Genomic DNA, 23,394 nt, shown 5'->3' with positions numbered 1-23,394 from the left:
GGTAACGATGCGCGCTGAGGGGAAGTGCCGCGGACTGTGCCACAAGATCGGGGGACCGGGTCGAGTGTCCTGTATGAGTGCGTATGGGGCGCCGTGCAGGGAGGGGTCGGCTGTGCACGTTTTATGGAGGCGCCCGTGGGGGCCCCGGCCACGTAACCTTTTCTGTTGTGTCGAACGCCAACGAAGACAACCCCAGTGCCCTGAGTCAGGTGCAGCGCCGCGCGGTGAGTGAACTGCTGCGGGTGTCCCCTGTCGCCGACGAGCTCGCCCGCCGATTCCAGGAGGCCGGGTTCTCACTCGCGCTGGTGGGCGGCTCGGTCCGTGACGCGCTCCTTGGCCGGCTCGGCAACGACCTGGATTTCACGACCGAGGCTCGCCCCGAGGACGTACTGAAGATCGTGCGGCCCTGGGCGGATGCCGTGTGGGAGGTGGGGATCGCCTTCGGCACAGTCGGCGCACAGAAGGACGCTCGGGTGGGCGACGTACAGCAGTCGTTCCAGATCGAGATCACTACGTACCGCTCCGAGGCTTACGACCGGACCTCACGCAAGCCCGAGGTGTCCTACGGCGACTCCATCGAGGAAGATCTCGTGCGCCGCGACTTCACCGTGAACGCGATGGCCGTCGCGCTGCCGGAGAAGGAGTTCATCGACCCGCACGGGGGCCTGGACGACCTGTCCGGTCGCGTCCTGCGCACGCCGGGTACCCCTGAGGCGTCCTTCTCGGACGATCCGCTGCGGATGATGCGGGCCGCTCGGTTCGCCGCGCAGCTCGACTTCGAGGTTGCCCCCGAGGTGGTGGCCGCGATGACGGACATGGCGGGGCGCATCGAGATCGTCTCGGCCGAGCGGGTGCGGGACGAGCTGAACAAGCTGATCCTTTCCGCACACCCGCGCAAGGGCCTGACGCTGCTCGTCGACACCGGGCTCTCCGACCACGTGCTGCCCGAGCTTCCGGCGTTGCGCCTGGAGCGCGACGAGCACCACCGGCACAAGGACGTCTACGAGCACACGCTGATCGTCCTGGAGCAGGCGATGGAGCTGGAGGAGGACGGTCCCGATCTGGTCCTCCGGCTCGCCGCGCTGCTGCACGACATCGGCAAGCCGAGGACGCGCCGCTTCGAGAAGGACGGGCGGGTCTCCTTCCACCACCATGAGGTGGTGGGCGCCAAGATGACCAAGAAGCGGATGACGGCGCTGAAGTACTCGAACGATCTCGTCAAGGACGTCTCGCGTCTGGTCGAACTTCACCTGCGCTTCCACGGGTACGGCACCGGAGAGTGGACGGACTCCGCTGTTCGTCGTTATGTACGTGACGCCGGCCCGCTCCTCGGCCGGCTCCACAAGCTGACCCGCTCCGACTGCACCACCCGCAACAAGCGGAGGGCAACGGCGCTTTCCCGTGCGTACGACGGCCTGGAGGAACGCATCGCGCAACTCCAGGAGCAGGAAGAGCTGGACTCGATCCGTCCCGACCTCGACGGTAACGAGATCATGGAAATCCTGGGCATCGGCCCCGGGCCGGCCATCGGTCAGGCTTACAAGTTCCTGCTGGAGCTTCGGCTGGAGAACGGGCCGATGGAGCGCGACGCGGCCGTGTCGGCGCTGAAGGAGTGGTGGGCCGAGCAAGGCTGAGGCTCTTGGGCGGGTCGATGTTTCACGTGAAACATCGACCCGGGCACCATGCGAGGGGCGGTGTTTCACGTGAAACACCGCCCCCTGTTTTGCGGCTGCGGTGCTGCCTACCGCGACTTGAAACGGGCCAGAGCGGCAGCCACCGCCGCGTAGAGCACCGCCACGGTGAGGACAAGCGAGACCGAGCGTCCGTCAGGAGGCAGTATCAGTGCGGCCACTGCGGCCGCGCCGACGAAGGCGACGTTGAACAGGACGTCGTAGACGGAGAAGATCCGGCCGCGGAAGCCGTCGTCGACCGAGGACTGCACGATCGTGTCCGTCGCGATCTTCGCGCCCTGTGTGGTCAGACCCAGGACGAAGGCGGCGACCAGCATGGGAGCAGCGGCGAACGGCAGACCGAGTGCGGGCTCCAGGACGGCGGCAGCACCGGCGCACGCGACGATCCAGCCAACGGGGCCCAGTCGTCCGGCTGCCCAGGGTGTCACCACGGCCGCGGCGAAGAATCCTGCCCCCGAGATGCCCAGGGCCAGCCCCAGCAGTGCCAGCCCGTCGTCATCCGAGCCGGACGTCCAGGCGTACCGGCACAACATCAGCACCATGACGGTCAGGGCGCCGTAGCAGAAGCGCATCACCGTCATCGCCATGAGCGCCCAGGCCGCCTGCCGTCGTGCGGGCTCGGCCAGATGTCGCACGCCCGCCGCGAGGCCGCGCGCGGTGCCGGCGAGCGCCGTGGACAGTCGTGACGGCACCAACTCCCGGTCAGGTCCGAGCAGTTCCGGGGCAAGACGCAGAGAGGCGAGGGCCGAGCACAGATACAGGGCTGCCCCGACGAGGACGACTGCCGCGTCGGAGTCCGAGGCGACCAGGCGTACGACGAACGCGAGCCCACCGCCCGTGGTCGCGGCGAGCGTCCCGGCGGTGGGCGACAGGGAGTTGGCCATCACCAGCCGCTCGGAGTCGACGACGCGGGGCAGCGCGGCCGAAAGGCCGGAGAGGACAAAGCGGTTGACCGCGGTGACGCACAGAGCGGAGACGTAGAAGAGCCAGTCGGGGACATGGCTCAGCATCAGGACGGCTGTCACACACGCCAGTGCCGCCCGCAACAGGTTGCCGTACAGGAAGACCTGGCGGCGCCGCCAGCGATCCAGCAGGACACCCGCGAAGGGGCCGATGAGGGAGTACGGGAGCAGCAGTACCGCCATGGCGGAGGCGATCGAGCCCGCAGAGGTCTGCTTCTCCGGTGAGAAGACGACGTACGTGGCGAGCGCGACCTGGTAGACCCCGTCGGCGCCCTGGGACAGCAGCCGTACGCCCAGCAGACGCCTGAACCCCTGGAAGCGCAGGAGTACGCGCAGGTCACGTACGACAGCCATGGGGCACAGCCTCACATACGAGGAGGGTCCCCGGGCGGAATGCCCAGGGACCCTCAACAGCCATCAACGAGACGGGCTTTAGCGCTCGACCTCGCCCTTGATGAACTTCTCGACGTTGGCGTAGGCCTCGTCGTCGAAGTACTGCACCGGCGGGGACTTCATGAAGTAGCTCGACGCGGAGAGGATCGGGCCGCCGATGCCGCGGTCCTTGGCGATCTTCGCGGCGCGCAGGGCGTCGATGATGACACCCGCGGAGTTCGGGGAGTCCCAGACCTCGAGCTTGTACTCCAGGCTCAGCGGGACGTCGCCGAAGGCGCGGCCCTCGAGGCGGACGTACGCCCACTTGCGGTCGTCCAGCCACTGGACGTAGTCCGACGGGCCGATGTGGACGTTCTTCTCGCCCAGGTCGCGGTCGGGGATCTGCGAGGTGACGGCCTGCGTCTTCGAGATCTTCTTGGACTCGAGGCGGTCGCGCTCCAGCATGTTCTTGAAGTCCATGTTGCCGCCGACGTTGAGCTGCATGGTGCGCTCAAGACGGACACCGCGGTCCTCGAACAGCTTCGCCATCACACGGTGCGTGATGGTGGCGCCGACCTGCGACTTGATGTCGTCGCCGACGATCGGGACGCCCGCCTCGGTGAACTTGTCCGCCCACTCCTTGGTGCCGGCGATGAAGACCGGGAGGGCGTTGACGAACGCGACCTTGGCGTCGATGGCGCACTGGGCGTAGAACTTCGCCGCGTCCTCGGAACCCACGGGCAGGTAGCAGATGAGGACGTCGACCTGGCGGTCCTTGAGGATCTGGACGACGTCGACCGGCTCCTCGGCGGACTCCTCGATGGTCATGCGGTAGTACTTGCCGAGACCGTCGAGGGTGTGACCGCGCTGGACCGTGACGCCCTTGTTCGGGACGTCGCAGATCTTGATGGTGTTGTTCTCGCTGGCGCCGATGGCGTCGGAGAGGTCGAGGCCGACCTTCTTCGCGTCGACGTCGAAGGCGGCGACGAACTCGATGTCACGGACGTGGTACTCGCCGAACTGGACGTGCATCAGGCCGGGCACCTTGGCCGCCGGGTCGGCGTCCTTGTAGTACTCGACGCCCTGCACCAGCGAGGCGGCACAGTTGCCCACGCCGACAATGGCTACGCGAACCGAACCCATTCCGATTGCTCCCTGTATGTACTGGTGAAACCCCGACCGGGTCTCACGTGGTGGTGTCGTCGGACGGATCCGGCCGGGAGCTGTCCCGGTGCCGGGGCAGGCCGCCCGCCTCGCCAGATGTGCTGTCGTGCTGAGCTGAGCCCTCGGAGGCGGAACCCTTGACGTCCCGCCCCGCTCGCTCGCTCTCGATGAGCTCGTTCAGCCAGCGCACTTCGCGCTCCACGGACTCCATTCCGTGGCGCTGGAGCTCAAGCGTGTAGTCGTCGAGGCGCTCCCGGGTGCGCGCCAGAGAGGCGCGCATCTTCTCCAGGCGCTCCTCGAGGCGGCTGCGGCGGCCCTCCAGTACGCGCATGCGTACATCGCGCGACGTCTGCCCGAAGAAAGCGAAGCGAGCCGCGAAGTGCTCGTCCTCGTATGCGTCGGGACCCGTCTGGGAGAGCAGCTCCTCGAAGTGTTCCTTACCTTCCGCCGTCAATCGATAGACGATCTTGGCGCGACGCCCCGCAAGTGGAGCGGCGAGGGCGTCCTCGGGTGTGGCCCCAGGCTCCTCGATCAACCAGCCGTTGGCGACCAGCGTCTTGAGGCAGGGGTAGAGCGTGCCGTAGCTGAAGGCACGGAACACACCCAGTGACGTGTTGAGTCGTTTGCGCAGCTCATAGCCGTGCATCGGAGACTCGCGGAGCAGGCCGAGTACGGCGAACTCGAGGATCCCGGAACGCCGGCTCATGTCGCCTCCTCCCTGTCGCTGTCTCCTCGGCACGGTCTTTATGCCGCGCTGATGTATCGACTCGATACATCGACACGATAGAACGGCCACTCGGATGCGGCAAGAGGGGTCACGGTGAACGGCGTCACATCACCGATTCATACGAAGCAAGTTGCCTGATTTGGGGTGAACTTCGGCCCTAGGTGGGTTTTGACGGTGCGTAGTCTGTGCGGCATGCACACCACGGGGAACCAAGTGACGTCTGAGGACGTCACCGTCCTCGGTGCAGTACGGGTGAATGCGATTACGACCGCATCCGTACTTCGGGGGGACCGGAAACCAGCCGCAGCCGTTTCCAGGCGCGCATGGGTGCGCCTGCCCGAGGAGTAATCGTTCGATGAGCGAGCACCGTCGCAAACTGCCGCAGTCGCAGGAAGGCGGACGTGCCGCGGCCCGACGCGGCCAGTCCGGCTCGACCTCGGGCCGCCGCGCGGCCCCGCGAAGCGCCACCGGGTCTCCTTCCGACTCCTATGGGTCGGGGGGTGAAGAGGAGCGCTCGTACGGTGGCCGTGCCGAGGCCCGCCGTGCCGCGCAGAGAAGCAGTGGCGGCAGTCGGCGCAGAGGAGCCGACGGCGCCGGAAACGGCGGGCCCGGAGGCGGAGGCCGGCGTGGTGGCCCCGGGGGCCCGAACGGGCCCGGGCGTGGCCGCGGCCGTGCATCCGGGCCCGTTAAGAAGCGCATCATCGACTATCCGCGCGCGGGCAAGTACGGCGCAGCGCGCTGGATTCCGTCCTGGAAGCTGGTCTCGGGGCTGTTCATCGGCTTCTGCGGCAGCCTGGTGGCGGTGGCGGGTGTCGCGTACGCCCTGGTGGGGGTCCCGGACGTCGCCAAGACCGCCGAGGCACAGAACAACGTCTACTACTGGGCCGACGGCAGCCAGATGGTCGCCACAGGTGGTGAGACGAACCGCCAGATCATCAGCTACGCGCAGATCCCCAAGGAGATGCGCTACGCGGTCATGTCGGCCGAGAACAAGACGTTCGAGACCGACAGTGGTGTCGACCCGATGGGTATCGCCCGAGCCTTCGTCAACATGGCCAAGGGCGGTCAGACGCAGGGTGGCTCCACCATCACCCAGCAGTTCGTGAAGAACGCGATGCTGGACGACCAGTCGCAGACGATCTCCCGGAAGTTCAAGGAGCTGTTCGTCTCCATAAAGGTCGGTGCCTCCATGGACAAGGAGGACATCATGGCCGGCTACCTGAACTCGGCGTACTACGGGCGCAACGCCTACGGCATCCAGGCGGCGGCGCGCGCCTACTTCGACAAGGACGCCACTGACCTGAACGCGAGCGAGTGCGCCTTCCTGGCGGCGATGCTCAAGGGCGCCACGTACTACGACCCCGCGGGTGCCCAGTCGATCGACCCGGCCGCCACTGCCACGGCCAACCGTGCGCGCGCCGAGTACCGGTGGAAGTGGATTCTCGACGAAGAGGTCAAGGACGGGCACCTGACCGCCGCCGAGCGGGCCAAGTACAAGACCTTCCCCAAGTACCAGAGCCCGCGGTCGAACGCCCAGCTGAGCGGTCAGATCGGTTACCTCGTCGACCTGGCCAACTCGTACCTCATCAACAACAAGACCGGGATCACTCAGGAACAGCTTCAGCAGGGCGGCTACGAGATCCATACGACCTTCGAGAAGAAGAAGGTCGCCGCGCTCGAGGCTTCCGTGAAGGAAGTCCAGGACAAGAACATCGATCCCAAGAAGCGCCCGGAGACGGACACCTACGTCCAGTTCGGCGGGGCCTCCGTGGATCCGGAAAGCGGCGCGATCAAGGCCATCTACGGTGGCGTGGACGCGACCAAGCACTTCACCGACAACGCCGACGCGACCGGTGCCCAGGTCGGTTCGACGTTCAAGCCGTTCGTGCTGGCGGCCGCCATGTCCTGGGGTGTACGGGACAAGGATGGTGACCCGAGCCAGGCGCAGGACGAGCGCACCGTCGTCTCCCCCGACAGTCTCTACAGCGGCAAGAACAAGCTGAAGATCCAGGACTACGACGGCACCGTCTGGACGGACAAGGACGACAAGGAGTGGCTGCAGACGAACGACGGCGGTGAGTCGTACAACGCGCCGAGCTACGACATCGACCTCCGTGAGGCGATGCGCAACTCCGTCAACTCCGCCTACGTCCAGCTGGGCATGGATGTCGGCCTGGACAAGGTCAAGGAGGCCGCCGTGGACGCGGGTGTCCTGGAGTCGAGCCTTGCCAGCGCCAGCTTCCCGTCGTTCTCCCTCGGTACGTCCGACCCGAGTGCCATCCGTATGGCCGGCGCGTATGCCACCTTCGCGGCCAGCGGCAAGCAGAACGATCCGTATTCGGTCGAGAAGGTCACCGACCAGGACGGCACCGTCTTCCAGCACGAGGGCACTGCCAAGGACGCCTTCACCGCGAAGGTCGCCGACAACGTCACCGACGTCCTGAAGACCGTGGTCGAGGACGGAACCGGTACCGCCGCCCAGCTGACGGGCCGGGAGGTGGCCGGTAAGACCGGTACCACCGACGGCAACAAGTCCGCCTGGTTTGTCGGGTACACCCCGCAGCTGTCGACCGCGATCGGCATGTATCGCATGGACGACGACGAGACCAAGAAGGATCGCGAGTTCCTGGAGATGTACGGCACGGGTGGCGAGAAGAAGATCCACGGTGCCTCGTTCCCGGCCCAGATCTGGCACGACTACATGGAGCAGGCGCTCAAGGGCGAGAAGGCTGAGGACTTCCCGGAGCCCGAGGACATCGGCGAGGTCATCAACGACACCCCGAGCCCGAGTGCGACCCCCTCGCCCACCGAGAGCGAGGTGGAGAGCGCGACGCCGACTCCGACGCCCACCCTGACCACCACGTCTCCCACGCCCACGACCAGCGAGACCTGTGGCAACTTCGACTGGAACTGCTCCGAAACCGGTGGGACGGACACCGGTGGGACAGACACCGGCGGCACGGACGGAGGAGTGACGGCCACGCCATCGGAGTCGACCAGTAGCAGTAACGGGAACAGCAATGGGAACGGCAACGGAGGGCTCTTCGGAGGATCGAGCGGATAGCCCACCTCCGTGTGTGTTTCACGTGAAACACACCGTTTCACGTGAAACGAGGGCCGTCGCACCGACCAGGTGTGGCGGCCCTCGCCGCATTCCTAGGTGCGTACGGCAGGATGTGCGGCATGCCCAGTGCAGAGACGACGCGAGTGAGCGTGCGCGAGCCGGAGCCAGTACGGCCGACCAGGGAAGACGAGATCGCCTCGACCGGCAGTGAGCTGATCGGTGGCCCCATCGGACGACGGGCCCTGCTCGGGACGTCCTGGTGGACCCCCGTACGGGTCGTCGCACTCGTGGCGATCGGTGTGTTCGCCCTCGGCATGGTGCAGAAGCTGCCGTGCTACGACGGTGCATGGTTCTTCGGGGCCAGCTCCCAGTACACGCACGCGTGCTACTCGGACATCCCGCACCTCTACCAGGGGCGCGGCTTCGCCGACGGCCTGGTGCCGTACTTCGACAGGCTCCCCGGCGACATGGAGTACCTCGAGTACCCGGTGCTGACCGGCGTGTTCATGGAGGTCGCGTCCTGGCTCACTCCGGGCAGCGGCAGCATCCAGGACCAGGAGCAGATCTACTGGATGGTCAACGCCGGGATGCTGATGGTGTGCGCGGCGGTCATCGCCGTATGCACCGCGCGCACCCACTGTCGGCGGCCCTGGGACGGCCTCCTGGTCGCTCTGGCACCCGCTTTCGCGCTCACGGCCACCATCAATTGGGATCTCCTCGCTGTGGCCCTCCTGGCCGCCGCGATGCTCATGTGGTCGCGAGGCCGTGTGCTGGCGTTCGGTGTGCTCATCGGGCTCGCCACGGCCGCCAAGTTCTACCCGTTCCTGCTGCTCGGACCGTTGTTCCTGTTGTGCTGGCGAGTGGGCAAGTGGCGAGAGTTCGGGACCGCGCTGCTCGGCGCGGTCGGAGCCTGGCTCGTCGTGAATCTTCCGGTGATGTATCTCGCACCGGACGGGTGGGCGAAGTTCTACAGCTTCAGTCAGGAACGGGGCGTCGACTTCGGTTCGATCTTCCTGTTCCTCTCGAACTGGCTGAAGATCACGATCACCGCCGACGCGGCGAACACGTGGGCGCTGATCATGATGCTGCTCGTCTGCGTGGGCCTGGCCGCGGTCACGCTCACCGCCCCGCGCCGCCCGCGCTTCGCTCAGCTCGCCTTCCTGATCGTCGCGGCCTTCATCCTCACCAACAAGGTCTACTCGCCCCAGTACGTGCTGTGGCTGGTCCCGCTCGCCGCGCTGGCCCGGCCTCGCTGGCGGGACTTCCTGATCTGGCAGGCGTGCGAGGTCGCGTACTTCCTGGGCATCTGGATGTATCTGGCGTACACGACCAGCGGGGACGCCCACAAGGGCCTGCCGACCGAGGGCTACCAAGTCGCCATCGCCGTCCACCTGTTGGGGACGCTGTACCTGTGCGCCGTGGTCGTGCGCGACATCTTCATGCCCGAGCGGGACATGGTGCGCCGCGCCGGTGACGACGATCCGTCGGGCGGGGTGCTGGACGGTGCGGAGGACGTCTTCGTGTTCGGGCCTGCGGCCCATCCGCCGCGGCACGCCGCGCACTTCGAGGGCCCCCAGGTGGAGTGGGGCAGCGGGAGTGCGACCGCTGGAGAGCGTTCGCCCTGAGCGAACAGTACGCGGGGAAGCCATACAGAAGGCCGTACACGGACACCGTGTACGGCCTTCTGGTTGGGCCGGGAGGATCGCGGCCCCGGGGTCAGCGTTCGACGATGCGGTCGAACTGTGTGGTGGTGTGCCGCAGATGGGCCACGAGTTCGTCGCCCACCTTCGGCTCCGTGGCGTCGGAGGGCACGAAGAGGATGGAGACCTGCATGTGCGGGGGTTCCGCGAACCAGCGCTGCTTGCCCGCCCAGACGAACGGGGAAAGGTTCCGGTTGACCGTCGCGAGGCCGGCGCGGGCGACGCCCTTGGCGCGCGGCATGACACCGTGCAGCGCCTTCGGGGCCTCCAGGCCCACACCGTGCGACGTGCCGCCCGCGACGACCACCAGCCATCCGTCCGAGGCGGCCTTCTGCTGGCGGTAGCCGAAGCGATCGCCCTTGGAGACGCGCGTGACGTCCAGGACGGCCCCGCGGTACTCGGTCGCCTCGTGGTCTCCCAGCCACAGCCGCGTGCCGATGCGGGCACGGAAGCGGGTCTGCGGGAACTGCTGCTGGAGGCGGGCGAGTTCCTCGGCCTTGAGGTGGCTGACGAACATCGTGTGCAGCGGCAGACGGGCAGCGCGCAGGCGGTCCATCCAGCCGATGACCTCCTCGACGGCGTCCGAGCCGTCGGTGCGGTCCAGCGGCAGGTGGATGGCGAAGCCCTCCAGCCGGACGTTCTCTATGGCGGAGTGCAGATGCGGCAGGTCCTGCTCGCTCACCCCGTGCCGCTTCATCGAGGACATCACCTCGATGACGACGCGGGCGCCCACAAGGCCGTACACGCCGTCGATGGACGACACGGACCGGATCACCCGGTCGGGCAGCGGTACCGGCTCCTCGCCCCGCCTGAAAGGCGTCAGGACCAGCAGGTCACCGCCGAACCAGTCCTTGATCCGGGCGGCTTCGTACGTGGTGCCGACGGCGAGGACGTCCGAGCCCAGGCGGGTGGCCTCGTCAGCGAGGCGCTCGTGGCCGAAGCCGTACCCGTTGCCCTTGCAGACGGGGACCAGCCCCGGAAACTGCTCGGACACCTGCTTGTGGTGTGCCCGCCAGCGCGCGGTGTCGACGTAGAGCGTGAGCGCCATGGCCGGTCCCGGAACCTTTCTCGTGGCTGCGGTGTATCAGAGGTATGAAGGGAAATTGTGGCGGCTTCGCCGGACCGACGGAGCGATGCCGGGCCGGATCAGGGGCACGGCATGCGGATCCGGCCGGGTCAGCGGCGCGACATGTAGATGTCGAGTGCCTTGTGGAGCAGCTTGTTGAGCGGGAAGTCCCATTCACCGAGGTACTCGGCGGCCTCCCCGCCCGTGCCCACCTTGAACTGGATCAGACCGAAGAGGTGGTCGGTCTCGTCCAGCGAGTCGGAGATGCCGCGCAAGTCATAGACGGTCGCCCCAAGCGCGTACGAGTCGCGCAGCATGCGCCACTGCATCGCGTTCGAGGGCCGGACCTCCCGCCCGATGTTGTCCGAGGCGCCGTACGAGTACCAGACGTGTCCCCCCACGACCAGCATCGTCGCCGCGGACAGGTTCACGCCGTCGTGCCGGGCGAAGTAGAGCCGCATGCGGTTGGGGTCCTCGGTGTTGAGGGCCGTCCACATGCGCTGGAAGTACGACAGCGGGCGGGGCCGGAAGTGATCGCGGACGGCCGTGATCTCGTACAGCCGCTGCCACTCCTCCAGATCCTGGTAACCGCCCTGGACGACTTCGACGCCCGCCTTCTCGGCCTTCTTGATGTTGCGGCGCCACAGCTGGTTGAAGTTCTTGTGGACCTCTTCCAAGGAGCGGTTGGCGAGCGGCACCTGGAAGACGTAGCGGGGCTGTACGTCACCGAAGCCGGCGCCGCCGTCCTCACCCTGCTGCCAGCCCATGCGGCGGAGTTTGTCGGCGACCTCGAAGGCGCGCGGTTCGATGAAGTCGGCCTCGATGTCGCGCAGTCGCTTCACGTCCGGGTTCTGGATGCCGCCCTTGATGGAAGCGGCCTCCCAGCGCCGGATGATCACCGGCGGGCCCATCTTCACGGAGAAGGCGCCCTGCTGCTTGAGATGCGCGAGCATCGGCTGCAGCCAGTCGCCGAGGTTCGGGGCGAACCAGTTGATGACCGGACCCTCGGGCAGGTAGGCGAGATAACGCTTGATCTTGGGCAGCTGGCGGTACAGCACAAGACCCGCACCGACCATCTCGCCGGACCTGTCGTCGAACCACCCGAGGCTCTCGGAGCGCCACTCCGCCTTGACGTCTGCCCAGGCCGGGACCTGCATGTGGCTAGCTGCGGGCAGACTCTGGATGTACGCCAGATGCTGCTCACGGCTGATGGTCCTCAGGGTCAGGCTCATTCGGGGCGCTCCTCGGGCTGGTGTGTCCCCATGGGTACAGGGGCTCCGGCTCTCGCGCCGAAGCCTACTGCGCCCTGTGAGCGCCCCGTCTGGCCGTATGGAACCTGCGCCCTGACCGATACGCGGCCAGGACGTCCTGAGGGGCTGTTCGGCTGTCTGGCGGGCCGTCAGCCGATGACGCCGCCGAAGAGGCCGCCGTGTGCCATGCCAAGGAAGAAACCGACGGCCGCGGCACCGAGACCCAGGATCAGCCCGAAGCGCTCCCGTGTCGTCTCCGAGATGAACTGTCCGCCGGCGCCGGTGAGGATGCCCAGCAGCCCTGTCCAGGAGCTGATCAGATGCAGGCTGTGGAACTGGGCCGTGATGAAGGCCGTCGCTCCGAGCACGAGGGTCAGCCCGACCAGAGTGTCCTGGAGGGGGTGGGGCTTGTGGTCGGTGGCGAGCAGGGATCCGACGGTGTTGGGTCGCAATGTCTGTGCCATAGGGCACCTCCTGCGGAAGGCGGCGCATCGTAGCGCCATACACACCCGATGTGTACAGACTGACGCTCAACCCGGTCGGATTTCAACCGGAAGCCCGTGTGCGGGTACTCTGTACTCTCTGCACCGGTGTCTGCCCAGGCCAAGGCCAGGTCACGACAGGGAATCCCGCTCGGTTCGCCGATGGGAGCCCGATTGTCAGTGGCGGCCGATACCGTTGCGTACGCATCACAACCCTCCTGCCACGGAACGACCGTGGCCGCTGAGTCCAAAGGAGGTGGGTTCCACATGCGTCACTACGAAGTGATGGTCATCCTCGACCCCGAACTCGAAGAGCGCGCTGTCTCGCCGCTGATCGAGAACTTCCTCTCCGTCGTCCGTGAGGGCAACGGAAAGGTCGAGAAGGTCGACACCTGGGGCCGTCGTCGTCTGTCCTACGAGATCAAGAAGAAGCCCGAGGGCATCTACTCGGTCATCGACCTGCAGGCCGAGCCTGCAGTCGTCAAGGAGCTCGACCGACAGATGAACCTGAACGAGTCGGTCCTCCGGACCAAGGTCCTCCGTCCCGAGACCCACTGAGCTCTCCAGCTCAGCTGATCTCGGGCATCGAGTAGCAGCACTAGCAGCCAGCAGCAAACCCGCCGAGAGGTACCCCCATGGCAGGCGAGACCGTCATCACGGTCGTCGGCAATCTTGTCGACGACCCCGAGCTGCGCTTCACCCCTTCCGGTGCGGCGGTCGCGAAGTTCCGTGTCGCGTCCACCCCCCGCACCTTTGACCGTCAGACCAATGAGTGGAAGGACGGCGAAAGCCTGTTCCTGACTTGCTCGGTCTGGCGTCAGGCGGCTGAGAACGTCGCCGAATCGCTCCAGCGAGGCATGCGCGTCATCGTGCAGGGCCGGCTGAAGCAGCGGTCCTACGAGGACCGTGAGGGCGTCAAGCGCACGGTCTACGAACTGGACGTCGAGGAAGTCGGCGCCAGCCTGAAGAACGCCACGGCCAAGGTCACCAAGACCACAGGCCGAGGTGGCCAGGGCGGTTACGGCGGCGGTGGCGGCGGCCAGCAGGGTGGCGGTGGCTGGGGCGGAGGCTCCGGCGGCGGTCAGCCGCAGGGTGGCGGCGCTCCCGCCGAAGACCCCTGGGCGACCAGCGCTCCTGCCGGTGGCAACCAGAGCGGCGGTGGCGGTGGCGGCGGCTGGGGCGGAAGCTCCGGCGGCTCGACCGGCTCCGGCGGTTCTGGTGGCTCTGGTGGTGGCTACTCGGACGAGCCCCCCTTCTAAGGGGCGGGCTCGTACCCCAACTTCTTGATCACACAGGAGAAACACCATGGCGAAGCCGCCTGTGCGCAAGCCTAAGAAGAAGGTCTGCGCATTCTGCAAGGACAAGGTCACGTACGTGGACTACAAGGACACGAACATGCTGCGGAAGTTCATTTCCGACCGCGGCAAGATCCGTGCCCGCCGCGTGACCGGCAACTGCACGCAGCACCAGCGTGACGTCGCCACGGCTGTGAAGAACAGCCGTGAGATGGCGCTGCTGCCCTACACCTCCACCGCGCGATAAGGGAAGGGTGACTGACATATGAAGATCATCCTCACCCACGAGGTCTCTGGCCTCGGTGCCGCGGGCGACGTCGTTGACGTCAAGGACGGTTACGCTCGCAACTACCTGATCCCGCGGAACTTTGCGATCCGCTGGACCAAGGGCGGCGAGAAGGACGTCGAGCAGATTCGTCGTGCTCGCAAGATCCACGAGATCGCGACCATCGAGCAGGCCAACGAGATCAAGGCCCGCCTCGAAGGCGTGAAGGTCCGTCTGGCCGTTCGCTCCGGCGACGCCGGTCGTCTCTTCGGTTCCGTCACCCCGGCCGACATCGCCTCGGCGATCAAGGCTTCCGGTGGCCCCGAGGTCGACAAGCGCCGCATCGAGCTGGGCGCGCCGATCAAGACCCTGGGCGCCCACGCGACGTCCGTGCGTCTGCACCCCGAGGTTGCCGCCAAGGTCAACATCGAGGTCGTCGCGGCCTGACCGCTGCGCTCGGCATAGCTGAGAGAAGGGCCGCACCCCAATGGGGTGCGGCCCTTCTTCGTTCAGTGAAAGCGCCGTTGGGTTTCGCTCAGGTGTGACTCCGCCCCTGTTTCACGTGAAACGAGGCGGACGTTTCACGTGAAACGTTCAGCGCGTCGCGCCCGTGACGATCCAGCGTCCCGAGCGGGAACGCAGCCACAGGGTCATCATCCGGGTGGTCATCATCAGCGTCATCGCTCCCCAGAGCGCGGTCAGGCCGCCACCGAGTACGGGTACGAGCAGTGCCACGGGGGCGAAGACCAGCAGAGTCAGCAGCATGGCCCACGCAAGATACGGCCCGTCCCCCGCGCCCATCAGGACTCCGTCCAGTACGAAGACGATTCCGCTGATGGGCTGCGACACGGCGACCAGTAGCAGTGCGGGCAGCGCCGCGTTCTGGACGACCGAGTCGCTGGTGAACAGAGGAAGGAACAGGGGGCGGGCGGCGATGACCAGCAAGCCGAGTACGACTCCCGCGGCGATTCCCCACTGGACCATGCGGCGGCAGGCCTCACGGGCACCCTGGGCGTCGCCCGCTCCGAGGTAGCGTCCGATGATGGCCTGCCCGGCGATGGCGATCGCGTCGAGTGCGAAGACGAGCAGACTCCACAGCGACAGGATGATCTGGTGTGCGGCCATGTCGGCGTCTCCGAGACGGGCGGCGACCGCCGTGGCGATCATGAGAATCGCCCGCAGCGACAGAGTGCGCACCAGCAGGGGTGCACCGGCCTGGGCACAGGCCCGTATCCCGGCGGCGTCGGGCCGCAGTGAGGCGCCGTGCTTGCGGGCGCCGCGGATGACGACGTACAGATAAGCGGCGGCCATACCGCACTGGGCGATGACGGTGCCCCAGGCCGAGCCTGCGATGCCGAGGCCGGCACCGTACACGAGGCCGACGTTGAGGACGCCGTTGGCGACGAAGCCCCCGACGGCGACGTGCAACGGGGTCTTGGTGTCCTGCAGACCGCGCAGGACACCGGTGGCGGCGAGCACGACGAGCATGGCCGGGATGCCCAGCGCCGAGATACGCAGATAGGTGATGGCGTATGGGGCGGCGGTGTCGGAGGCGCCGAAGAGTTCCATCAGGGAGGGCGCCGTGGGCAGGGCGACGGCTATGACGGCTGCGCCGATCAGCAGGGCGAGCCAGATGCCGTCCATGCCCTGGCGGATAGCGGCGCGCAGATCGCCGGCGCCGACGCGGCGGGCGACGGCGGCCGTGGTGGCGTAGGCGAGGAAGACGAAGACGCCGACGGCCGTCATGAGGAGGGCTGAGGCGATGCCGAGGCCGGCCAGTTGCGCGGTGCCGAGATGGCCGACGATCGCGGTGTCGGCCATCAGGAAGAGTGGCTCGGCGACGAGTGAGCCGAAGGCCGGAACGGCCAGCGCGACGATCTCTCGGTCGTGCCGACGTCGGGCGGCCTTGGGCGCCGCGGGAGCCTGTGTCATGAGCACCAATCTAATCTTCCACAGGTAAGAGATGCAATCTCAGAATGACCCTTACTTGCTGGCCGGTGCGGCGCGCCGTCGTACGCCGTTTGCAACGATCTTGGTCCGACCGGGAAAGTTTTTCTTCTGCACAGCCGGTGGACGGGAAAGTTGCAGGTCAGGGTGTGTTCCTTTGGAGGGCTGAGGGCTTGTTCACAGGCCTGTCCACCGGGTCGTGCACAGGTTTTGTGGGGTTCTCCACAGCATCCGGGCCGTCGTCCACATGGCCTGTGGATAACCAGATTGGCTGACGGTGCCCGCGGGCCTAACGTGGGGCGGCGCCCACTCTCTCCTCCGTCCTCGGAAACCTCACAAAACCGACGCGTCAGAACCGGAGTTGGGCCTCTTAGTTGTCAGTGCCGTGCCGTAGAAATGATTGGCACGGCTAGGTCCGCTCAGCGGACGGGAGGAGGTGGCTCGGTGAGTATTTCCGAGCCCTTGGACGACCCGTGGGCGGCCGACAGCGGCCCCAGTGATCGTCTGCCCCCCTCCCGGCAGCGCCGAGACGGTGGCCGGAACCGCGACGAGCAGCACGACCGCGACCGGGACAGCGGCTCATGGGAAGGCGGAGGTTCGGCCTTCGAGCGCGTACCGCCGCAGGACCTGGACGCCGAGCAGTCGGTTCTCGGCGGCATGCTCCTCTCCAAGGACGCCATCGCGGATGTCGTGGAGGTTCTCAAGGGCCATGACTTCTACCGCCCGGCACACGAGACGATCTTCCAGGCGATCCTCGACCTGTATGCGAAGGGCGAGCCCGCCGACCCCATCACCGTCGCGGCCGAGCTCACCAAACGGGGTGAGATCACCAAGGTCGGCGGCGCACCGTATCTGCACACCCTGGTGCAGACGGTCCCGACCGCGGCGAACGCCGAGTACTACGCGGAGATCGTGCACGAGCGCGCGGTCCTGCGCCGCCTGGTCGAGGCGGGGACGCGCATCACGCAGATGGGATACGCGGCAGACGGCGATGTCGATGAGATCGTCAACAGCGCCCAGGCCGAGATCTACGCGGTCACCGAGCAGCGCACCACCGAGGACTACCTGCCGCTCGGCGACATCATGGAGGGCGCGCTCGACGAGATCGAGGCGATCGGGTCCCGGTCGGGGGAGATGACCGGTGTGCCGACCGGCTTCACCGACCTCGACTCGCTCACCAACGGTCTTCACCCGGGCCAGATGATCATCATCGCCGCCCGCCCCGCCATGGGTAAGTCGACGCTGGCCCTGGACTTCGCACGAACCTGCTCGATCAAGCACAACATGCCCAGCGTGATCTTCTCGCTCGAAATGGGCCGCAACGAGATCGCGATGCGTCTGCTGTCGGCCGAGGCGCGTGTGGCCCTGCACCACATGAGGTCCGGCACGATGACCGACGAGGACTGGACCCGGCTCGCACGCCGTATGCCGGATGTCTCCGCCGCCCCGCTCTACATCGACGACTCCCCGAACCTGTCGATGATGGAGATCCGCGCCAAATGCCGACGCCTCAAGCAGCGCGCCGACCTGAAGCTCGTGGTCATCGACTATCTGCAGCTGATGCAGTCGGGCGGCAAGAGGTCCGAGAGCCGACAGCAGGAGGTCTCCGACATGTCGCGAAACCTGAAGCTGCTGGCCAAGGAGCTGGAGTTGCCGGTGATCGCGCTGTCCCAGCTCAACCGTGGCCCCGAACAGCGCACCGACAAGAAGCCCATGGTCTCCGACCTGCGCGAGTCCGGATCGATCGAGCAGGACGCGGACATGGTGATCCTGCTGCACCGTGAGGACGCGTACGAGAAGGAGTCACCGCGCGCCGGTGAGGCGGACATCATCGTGGGCAAGCACCGTAACGGCCCAACGGCCACGATCACGGTGGCCTTCCAGGGCCACTACTCGCGCTTCGTGGACATGGCGCAGACCTGATCCGACCCCGCGACGACCTGACCCAGCCCGGCTCCGATACCCCGCCGAGCCTCGGAGCGTCGGAGAAATGCGCTCGACGTGCGATGCCGGGCCGGGTGGACTGGGGGCATGACGACACCTCAGGAAGAGCTGCTTCCCGCTACGCGCCGGGCTCTGCTGCACCGTATCGCCGTCGCTCAGGCCGAAGGACGGGCGCCGTCGCTGGTCGCTTCGGTGGTCCGGGCCGGAGAGACGGTCTGGACCGGAGCGCGGACCTCGGTGGACGGGCATGGGCCGGACGAGAACGTGCAGTACCGGATCGGCTCCATCACCAAGACCTTCACTGCCGTCCTGGTGATGCGACTGCGTGACGAGGGAGTGCTGGATCTCGGTGACCCCCTGGAGAAGCATCTGCCGGGCACCGGCGCGGGGGAGGCCACCATTGCCGAACTGCTCGCGCACACGGCGGGCTTGGCCGCCGAGTCGCCCGCTCCCTGGTGGGAGCGCACGCCTGGTTCGCTGCGCCCCGAGCTGGCCGATGTGCTGGGCGAGCGGCCCTTCCGGCATCCCGTCGGGCGACGGCACCACTATTCGAATCCCGGCTACACGCTGCTGGGAGCGCTGGTCGAGGAGCTGCGGGGCGCCCCCTGGGAAGAGGTGCTGCGGCGGGAGGTGCTAGAGCCGCTGGGACTGAGCCGTACCAGCGGGCAACCGGTGACGCCGCACGCTGGCGGGTGGGCCGTCCACCCCTGGGCGGACGTGATGCTGCCGGAGCCGGCCGAGGACCTTGGCCGTATGGCGCCGGCCGGACAACTCTGGTCCACCACTGGGGATTTGGCGCGCTTCGCGGTTTTCCTCGTCCAGGGCGACGACCGGGTGTTGAGTGCGGAGTCCGTGCGGGAGATGCGGACGCCCGCCGCACCGCCCGAGACGGCGGATCTGGCAGCGGGTTCCGCGTACGGCCTGGGTATGCAGATCGTGCACCGTGACGGCCGGATCCTTGCCGGACACTCGGGTTCCCTGCCGGGCTTCCTCGCGAGCTTGATGTTCGGGGTGGAGGACGACGTGGCGGCGGTCGTGCTGGCCAACTGCACTTCGGGACTACCGGTGTTGACCGTCGCCACTGATCTTGTACGGATCGTGGCGGAGGCAGAGCCCCGGATTCCTGAGCCCTGGCGTCCGCTGCCAGAAGTGGACCGGGCTGTACTGGAGTTGGCGGGACAGTGGTACTGGGGGACGTATGCATTCGGGCTGCGACTGGTGGCCGACGGGGGTGTTTCGCTGGAGCCGTTGACCGGCACGGGCCGGGGCGCACACTTCCGGGCGAACGGCGACGGTACCTGGACCGGACTCGACGGCTACTACGCCGGAGAGCTTCTACAGGCCCTACGGCGCCCTGACGGGTCCCTGAGTCACCTCGACCTCGGGTCGTTCGCCTTCACGCGTCAGCCGTACGACGAAGGGGCTCCTGTGCCGGGTGGGGTGGACCCCGACGGCTGGAGAGGGTTCCGGTAGGAGCGGTTGTGATGAGAGGGGGCCTGTTTCACGTGAAACAGGCCCCCTCTCGCGTATGCCGGAGCCTCAGAGCGGCAGTTTGAAGCCCACGTGGGAGGCAGTGAAGCCGAGCCGCTCGTAGAAGCGGTGTGCGTCGGTACGCGTGACGTCGGAGGTCAGCTGGACCAACTGGCAGTCCTGGCGCCGGGATTCGTCGATCGCCCACTCGATGAGCCGGGTGCCGAGTCCGCTGCCACGTTCGTCGGCATGGACACGTACGCCTTCGATGACCGAGCGGGTCGCTCCCTTGCGGGACAGTCCAGGAATCACCGTGAGCTGAAGGGTGCCGACGACGCGGCCCCCGCGCACCGCGACGACGAGGTGCTGGTTCGCGTCGCCGTTCAGGCGCTCAAGGGCGGCCAGATACGGGGTGAGGTCGTCCGGTGACTCCCGCTCGGCGCCCAGCGGGTCGTCCGCGAGCATCGCGACGATGGCCGGGACGTCGTCCGCGACGGCGGCTCGTATTTCAAGATCTCCCATGCCCGCACTCTACGAGCGCGGGCTCACTGCCTGCGCACCGTCTACGCGGGCACGCTCGCCGATTCCACGACCCGGACCAGTGGAGCCAGCTCGGGGTTCCTGGCCGCCTCGTTGAGTGCCTCGCGGAGGGCGGCGTCATTGGTGGGCCGCGCCTCTTCGAGGAGCGTGAGGCCTGCCTCGCTGACGTTCGTGTAGATGCCGCGGCGATCGGTCGGGCACAGGTAGCGCGCGAGCAGCCCGCGATCTTCGAGCCGGGTGACGAGCCGGGTGGTGGCGCTCTGGCTGAGGACGACCGCGTCCGCGACCTGCTTCATCTGCAGATGACCGCCGTCGCCGTCGTGCTGTCGGCTGAGCACGTCGAGCAGGGAGTACTCCCGCGCGCTCAGGCCGTGCTTGACCTGCAGGGCGCGCTCGATGTGGGCCTCGATCCTCCCGTGCAGCAGGGAGAGAGCGCACCAGCCCTGTGCGAGGGCGGTGAGCGCGGGGTCCGTGGCTGTCATGGCGTTTTCCTCCGTCCCGGAGCGGCTGAAACCCAGGATAGAGCACAGACGCAATAGCCCGCGCTTGCATTTAGCCCGCGTCTGCAACTATTGTTGGCGCACGTAAAGCGCTCCTGCAATCGTCTGGGAAGGTGTACCCCACCATGCCTCTCGCGCTTCTGGCCCTCGCGATCGGGGCCTTCGGAATCGGAACCACCGAGTTCGTGATCATGGGTGTGCTGCCCGAGGTCGCCGGTGACTTCGGTGTCTCCATCCCCACGGCTGGACTGCTGGTGACCGGCTACGCCCTCGGCGTGGTGATCGGCGCCCCGATCATGACCGCGCTCGGCACCAAGGTGTCCCGCAAGCGGATGCTGATGCTGCTGATGGGGCTGTTCGTGCTCGGCAACCTGCTCTCCGCCGTCGCCCCGGCCTTCGGGCTGATGTTGGTGGGCCGCGTGGTCGCCTCCCTCGCCCACGGTGCGTTCTTCGGCATCGGCTCAGTGGTCGCCGCCGAGCTGGTCGCCCCCGAGAAGAAGGCCGGCGCGATCGCCATGATGTTCAGCGGTCTGACCGTCGCCAACGTGGTCGGCGTTCCGCTGGGCACGATGATCGGGCAGTCCGCCGGCTGGCGCGTCACCTTCGCGGGCGTCGCAGCACTCGGCGTGATCGGGCTCCTGGGCATCGCCAAGCTGGTACCCGAGCTGCCGAAGCCAGAGGGCGTGCGCCTCCGCCACGAGCTGGCCGCCTTCAAGAACGTCCAGGTCCTGCTGGCCATGGCGATGACGGTGCTCGGGTTCGGCGGCGTCTTCGCGGCCATCACCTACATCGCGCCGATGATGACGCACGTCGCGGGCTTCGCCGACGGTTCCGTCACCTGGCTGCTGGTCCTCTTCGGCCTCGGCATGGTCGGCGGGAACCTGATCGGCGGCAAGTTCGCAGACCGCGCTCTGATGCCGATGCTGTACGTGTCCCTGGGCGGCCTCGCCGTGGTGCTCGCCCTGTTCACCGTCACCGCGCACAACAAGGTCCTCGCGGCCGTCACGATCGCCCTGATCGGAGCCCTCGGGTTCGCTACCGTGCCGCCGTTGCAGAAGCGCGTCCTCGACCAGGCGCACGGCGCCCCCACACTGGCCTCGGCCGTCAACATCGGCGCCTTCAACCTCGGCAACGCTCTTTCGGCCTGGCTCGGCGGCCTCGTCATCGCCGCGGGCATGGGCTACACCGCCCCCAACTGGGTCGGCGCCGTCCTCGCCGCGAGCGCGCTCGTCCTCGCGGTCCTCTCGGCCGCCCTGGAGCGCCGCGCCGGCGCCCGCAGCACGGTCATCGCCGGCGACGCGCGCGCCGAACAGCGGACCGCCATCCACCACTGACCGGGTCGAGCCCGGCGCGGGGCCAGGGCCGTCCCCGCGCCCTCTCGACTCAGAACCACCTGGTTCGACTCAGCACCCGCTACAAGGAGAAAGACCGTCATGAGCACCACCACTGCCGTCGCCCCGCTGACCATCGAGGACGCCGAGATTCTCGTCACCGCGGCCCGCCGTGCCGCCGAAGCCGCCGGAGTCCGGGTCAGCGTCACCGTCCTCGACGCGGGCGGTCACCTGCTGGCCTTCCGCCGCGACGACCGCGCCGTGCTGATCTCCGGCGAGACCAGCACCCGCAAGGCCTACACGGCGCTCCAGCTGGACTCCGCCACCGCGGACCTCGTCGAGGCGGTCCAGCCCGGCGGCCTCTTCCACACCCTGCCCACCGCGCTGGACCGTCCGCTCCTCTTCATCGCGGGCGGCGTGCCGGTCCACCGCGACGGCCGCCTGATCGGCGCGATCGGGGTCGGCGGCGGTGCGCCGGCGCAGGACCACGGCTTCGCCGCAGCCGCAGTCGAGGCACTCGCCTGATCGCGTCTCAACTCAGAAGCGCCGGTCCCCGACATCTCCGGGGGACCGGCGCTTCCCATATCGGCTTCCAGGCCGCCGGATGCTAACCGGCAGCCACCGTCAGGGGAGCGAACCGTCGTGTCCAGTCCCCGGGCAGCTCCGAGATCCCGTACGCCATCACCGCGTTGAATCCGGCGGGCGCGAGACCATGCTCCTTCACCCAGGACAGCAGTTCCTCGTGCCGTACGTCGATGTCGGTGCGCAGCGGGCGGTCGGTGTGGGCGGCCAGAGAGGCGATGAGCGCCTTCACCGTCTCCGTGTCACGGGCGATCAGCGGCCCCACGACGTGGTTGTCCATGTTGGGCCAGGCGGCCGCGTATCCGATGATCCGGCCGCCGTCCTCGGCGACGCGCAGTTGGTCGGAGAAGGCGGGCAGCCGAGTGATCACATGAGTGCGGTCGCATCCGAAGACCTCCTCGTCGAGCCGGAGGATCGCGCTCAGGTCCTCGGCCGTGGCCGGGCGTGTGAAGACCTTGGGCTTAGGCGCGCCGACCGTGAAGTGTCCGCGGACCATCTCGGCCCGGCCGATGACCTTGAAACCCATCCCCTCGTAGAGCGGACGGCCGTACGGGGTCGCGTGCAGCGTCAGTGGGGTCGTGGCCGCTTCCTCGACGACATGCCGCATCAGCCGCCGGCCGACTCCCCGACGGGAGTGCCGCTCGGCGACGAGCACCATGCCGATCGCGCTCAGATCGGGGCGCTCCCGCGGTCCGTAGTCGGTTACGACGCAGGCGGTGACAAGACCGCCGTCGGGATCGTCGATGCCATATCCCGTTCCGGCCGTGAGGAGGAGGCGCCACTTGTGTTCCTCACGGGGCCAGCCCCGGTCCTCGGACAAGTCGGCGCAGGCGGTGAGATCGCGAGGCGTCAGACGACGGATGGGCAGAGCGGCGAGAGAAGGTGTCGACACGCAGGTCAGGCTGTCCGACCCGCACCCGCGACGTCCACTTGTTTGCGGGTAGCCGTACGCGCTTTTGGCCATGTCGTACCCAACCCCACAGCGCAAGGACAGATGTTTCACGTGAAACAGCGGGGGATTCGCAGCCGGACGCCTCGGTAG

21 protein-coding genes are annotated in these 23,394 nt (G+C 67.5%); 11 read left to right on the top strand and 10 right to left on the bottom strand.

What is annotated here, in order from left to right; translation table 11 throughout:
- Positions 1 to 167: 167 nt before the first annotated feature.
- The gene (locus OG219_RS23855) at positions 168 to 1,634 is read left to right on the top strand and encodes a CCA tRNA nucleotidyltransferase (protein WP_266829623.1); all 1,467 of its coding nucleotides are present in this window, start codon (positions 168 to 170) and stop codon (positions 1,632 to 1,634) included.
- A gap of 107 nt (positions 1,635 to 1,741) precedes the next feature.
- Here the strand turns inward: OG219_RS23855 and OG219_RS23850 are convergent, their stop codons facing one another.
- The 3 genes from OG219_RS23850 to OG219_RS23840 all read right to left on the bottom strand — a co-directional run bounded on the left by OG219_RS23850 (position 1,742) and on the right by OG219_RS23840 (position 4,895).
- Positions 1,742 to 3,007, bottom strand: a complete 1,266-nt coding sequence (locus OG219_RS23850) for an MFS transporter (RefSeq protein ID WP_266829621.1) — start codon at positions 3,005 to 3,007, stop codon at positions 1,742 to 1,744.
- Between the two features lie 78 nt (positions 3,008 to 3,085).
- Positions 3,086 to 4,168 (bottom strand): inositol-3-phosphate synthase, encoded by a 1,083-nt coding sequence (locus OG219_RS23845; RefSeq protein ID WP_266458438.1) that lies wholly within the window; start codon positions 4,166 to 4,168, stop codon positions 3,086 to 3,088.
- 43 nt (positions 4,169 to 4,211) lie between these two features.
- Positions 4,212 to 4,895, bottom strand: coding sequence for a PadR family transcriptional regulator (locus OG219_RS23840; RefSeq protein ID WP_266829618.1), 684 nt, complete (start codon positions 4,893 to 4,895; stop codon positions 4,212 to 4,214).
- A gap of 376 nt (positions 4,896 to 5,271) precedes the next feature.
- Between OG219_RS23840 and OG219_RS23835 the strand changes: the two genes are divergently transcribed.
- Together OG219_RS23835 and OG219_RS23830 are read left to right on the top strand one after the other, a co-directional pair.
- Entirely contained in the window at positions 5,272 to 7,980 is a 2,709-nt protein-coding gene (locus tag OG219_RS23835) for a transglycosylase domain-containing protein (protein ID WP_266829616.1), read from the top strand.
- Positions 7,981 to 8,099: 119 nt separating this feature from the next.
- Entirely contained in the window at positions 8,100 to 9,605 is a 1,506-nt protein-coding gene (locus OG219_RS23830; RefSeq protein WP_266829614.1) for a glycosyltransferase family 87 protein, read from the top strand.
- A gap of 91 nt (positions 9,606 to 9,696) precedes the next feature.
- Here OG219_RS23830 and OG219_RS23825 read toward each other — a convergent pair whose 3' ends face one another.
- The 3 genes from OG219_RS23825 to OG219_RS23815 form a co-directional block, all read right to left on the bottom strand.
- The gene (locus tag OG219_RS23825) at positions 9,697 to 10,728 is read right to left on the bottom strand and encodes an alanine racemase (protein WP_266829611.1); all 1,032 of its coding nucleotides are present in this window, start codon (positions 10,726 to 10,728) and stop codon (positions 9,697 to 9,699) included.
- 128 nt (positions 10,729 to 10,856) lie between these two features.
- On the bottom strand, positions 10,857 to 11,978 hold the full coding sequence (gene femX, locus OG219_RS23820; protein WP_266829609.1) for a peptidoglycan bridge formation glycyltransferase FemX: 1,122 nt from the start codon (positions 11,976 to 11,978) through the stop codon (positions 10,857 to 10,859).
- 167 nt (positions 11,979 to 12,145) lie between these two features.
- Positions 12,146 to 12,460, bottom strand: a complete 315-nt coding sequence (locus OG219_RS23815; protein WP_266458455.1) for a hypothetical protein — start codon at positions 12,458 to 12,460, stop codon at positions 12,146 to 12,148.
- A 285-nt stretch (positions 12,461 to 12,745) separates the two neighbouring features.
- Between OG219_RS23815 and rpsF the strand changes: the two genes are divergently transcribed.
- The 4 genes from rpsF to rplI all read left to right on the top strand — a co-directional run bounded on the left by rpsF (position 12,746) and on the right by rplI (position 14,485).
- A complete protein-coding gene (gene rpsF, locus OG219_RS23810) occupies positions 12,746 to 13,036 on the top strand; it encodes a 30S ribosomal protein S6 (protein WP_266829606.1) in 291 nt (96 codons plus the stop codon).
- 77 nt (positions 13,037 to 13,113) lie between these two features.
- Complete coding sequence (locus OG219_RS23805) at positions 13,114 to 13,737, top strand: single-stranded DNA-binding protein (RefSeq protein WP_266829604.1); 624 nt, start codon at positions 13,114 to 13,116, stop codon at positions 13,735 to 13,737.
- A gap of 46 nt (positions 13,738 to 13,783) precedes the next feature.
- Complete coding sequence (rpsR, locus tag OG219_RS23800) at positions 13,784 to 14,020, top strand: 30S ribosomal protein S18 (RefSeq protein ID WP_003949403.1); 237 nt, start codon at positions 13,784 to 13,786, stop codon at positions 14,018 to 14,020.
- 18 nt (positions 14,021 to 14,038) lie between these two features.
- Positions 14,039 to 14,485, top strand: a complete 447-nt coding sequence (gene rplI / locus OG219_RS23795; protein WP_266458477.1) for a 50S ribosomal protein L9 — start codon at positions 14,039 to 14,041, stop codon at positions 14,483 to 14,485.
- 147 nt (positions 14,486 to 14,632) lie between these two features.
- On the opposite strand, the gene OG219_RS23790 is transcribed toward rplI, so the two are convergent.
- Positions 14,633 to 15,970: an MATE family efflux transporter gene (locus OG219_RS23790; RefSeq protein WP_266829601.1), complete on the bottom strand. Its 1,338-nt coding sequence runs from the start codon at positions 15,968 to 15,970 to the stop codon at positions 14,633 to 14,635.
- A 459-nt stretch (positions 15,971 to 16,429) separates the two neighbouring features.
- Here OG219_RS23790 and dnaB point away from each other — a divergent pair, with 459 nt between their 5' ends.
- Positions 16,430 to 17,908 (top strand): replicative DNA helicase, encoded by a 1,479-nt coding sequence (gene dnaB, locus OG219_RS23785; RefSeq protein WP_266829599.1) that lies wholly within the window; start codon positions 16,430 to 16,432, stop codon positions 17,906 to 17,908.
- Positions 17,909 to 18,016: 108 nt separating this feature from the next.
- On the top strand, positions 18,017 to 19,402 hold the full coding sequence (locus OG219_RS23780) for a serine hydrolase (RefSeq protein ID WP_266829597.1): 1,386 nt from the start codon (positions 18,017 to 18,019) through the stop codon (positions 19,400 to 19,402).
- Between the two features lie 66 nt (positions 19,403 to 19,468).
- Here OG219_RS23780 and OG219_RS23775 read toward each other — a convergent pair whose 3' ends face one another.
- On the bottom strand, positions 19,469 to 19,921 hold the full coding sequence (locus OG219_RS23775) for a GNAT family N-acetyltransferase (RefSeq protein ID WP_266829594.1): 453 nt from the start codon (positions 19,919 to 19,921) through the stop codon (positions 19,469 to 19,471).
- 41 nt (positions 19,922 to 19,962) lie between these two features.
- Entirely contained in the window at positions 19,963 to 20,421 is a 459-nt protein-coding gene (locus OG219_RS23770) for a MarR family winged helix-turn-helix transcriptional regulator (protein WP_266829592.1), read from the bottom strand.
- A gap of 143 nt (positions 20,422 to 20,564) precedes the next feature.
- On the opposite strand from OG219_RS23770, the gene OG219_RS23765 reads away from it, so the two are divergent.
- Together OG219_RS23765 and OG219_RS23760 are read left to right on the top strand one after the other, a co-directional pair.
- On the top strand, positions 20,565 to 21,773 hold the full coding sequence (locus OG219_RS23765) for an MFS transporter (protein WP_266829590.1): 1,209 nt from the start codon (positions 20,565 to 20,567) through the stop codon (positions 21,771 to 21,773).
- 99 nt (positions 21,774 to 21,872) lie between these two features.
- On the top strand, positions 21,873 to 22,295 hold the full coding sequence (locus OG219_RS23760) for a heme-binding protein (RefSeq protein ID WP_266829588.1): 423 nt from the start codon (positions 21,873 to 21,875) through the stop codon (positions 22,293 to 22,295).
- A gap of 82 nt (positions 22,296 to 22,377) precedes the next feature.
- On the opposite strand, the gene OG219_RS23755 is transcribed toward OG219_RS23760, so the two are convergent.
- Complete coding sequence (locus OG219_RS23755) at positions 22,378 to 23,244, bottom strand: GNAT family N-acetyltransferase (protein WP_266829586.1); 867 nt, start codon at positions 23,242 to 23,244, stop codon at positions 22,378 to 22,380.
- Positions 23,245 to 23,394 lie beyond the last annotated feature (150 nt).

Origin of the sequence: Streptomyces sp. NBC_00038, from assembly GCF_026343635.1 — a bacterium.
In the GTDB taxonomy this organism is placed as follows: Bacteria; Actinomycetota; Actinomycetes; order Streptomycetales; family Streptomycetaceae; genus Streptomyces.
This window is presented reverse-complemented; position numbering and strand designations above follow the sequence as displayed.

What these genes read in the sequence shown, in the direction of transcription:
- OG219_RS23805 (WP_266829604.1), top strand. Translation starts at nt 13,114, where the DNA reads ATGGCAGGCGAGACCGTCATCACGGTCGTCGGCAATCTTGTCGACGAC.
- femX (WP_266829609.1), bottom strand. Translation starts at nt 11,978, where the DNA reads ATGAGCCTGACCCTGAGGACCATCAGCCGTGAGCAGCATCTGGCGTAC.
- OG219_RS23775 (WP_266829594.1), bottom strand. Translation starts at nt 19,921, where the DNA reads ATGGGAGATCTTGAAATACGAGCCGCCGTCGCGGACGACGTCCCGGCC.
- OG219_RS23830 (WP_266829614.1), top strand. Translation starts at nt 8,100, where the DNA reads ATGCCCAGTGCAGAGACGACGCGAGTGAGCGTGCGCGAGCCGGAGCCA.
- OG219_RS23840 (WP_266829618.1), bottom strand. Translation starts at nt 4,895, where the DNA reads ATGAGCCGGCGTTCCGGGATCCTCGAGTTCGCCGTACTCGGCCTGCTC.
- OG219_RS23815 (WP_266458455.1), bottom strand. Translation starts at nt 12,460, where the DNA reads ATGGCACAGACATTGCGACCCAACACCGTCGGATCCCTGCTCGCCACC.
- OG219_RS23760 (WP_266829588.1), top strand. Translation starts at nt 21,873, where the DNA reads ATGAGCACCACCACTGCCGTCGCCCCGCTGACCATCGAGGACGCCGAG.
- rplI (WP_266458477.1), top strand. Translation starts at nt 14,039, where the DNA reads ATGAAGATCATCCTCACCCACGAGGTCTCTGGCCTCGGTGCCGCGGGC.
- OG219_RS23825 (WP_266829611.1), bottom strand. Translation starts at nt 10,728, where the DNA reads ATGGCGCTCACGCTCTACGTCGACACCGCGCGCTGGCGGGCACACCAC.
- OG219_RS23845 (WP_266458438.1), bottom strand. Translation starts at nt 4,168, where the DNA reads ATGGGTTCGGTTCGCGTAGCCATTGTCGGCGTGGGCAACTGTGCCGCC.
- OG219_RS23780 (WP_266829597.1), top strand. Translation starts at nt 18,017, where the DNA reads ATGACGACACCTCAGGAAGAGCTGCTTCCCGCTACGCGCCGGGCTCTG.
- OG219_RS23835 (WP_266829616.1), top strand. Translation starts at nt 5,272, where the DNA reads ATGAGCGAGCACCGTCGCAAACTGCCGCAGTCGCAGGAAGGCGGACGT.
- rpsF (WP_266829606.1), top strand. Translation starts at nt 12,746, where the DNA reads ATGCGTCACTACGAAGTGATGGTCATCCTCGACCCCGAACTCGAAGAG.
- OG219_RS23770 (WP_266829592.1), bottom strand. Translation starts at nt 20,421, where the DNA reads ATGACAGCCACGGACCCCGCGCTCACCGCCCTCGCACAGGGCTGGTGC.
- rpsR (WP_003949403.1), top strand. Translation starts at nt 13,784, where the DNA reads ATGGCGAAGCCGCCTGTGCGCAAGCCTAAGAAGAAGGTCTGCGCATTC.
- OG219_RS23765 (WP_266829590.1), top strand. Translation starts at nt 20,565, where the DNA reads ATGCCTCTCGCGCTTCTGGCCCTCGCGATCGGGGCCTTCGGAATCGGA.
- OG219_RS23790 (WP_266829601.1), bottom strand. Translation starts at nt 15,970, where the DNA reads ATGACACAGGCTCCCGCGGCGCCCAAGGCCGCCCGACGTCGGCACGAC.
- OG219_RS23850 (WP_266829621.1), bottom strand. Translation starts at nt 3,007, where the DNA reads ATGGCTGTCGTACGTGACCTGCGCGTACTCCTGCGCTTCCAGGGGTTC.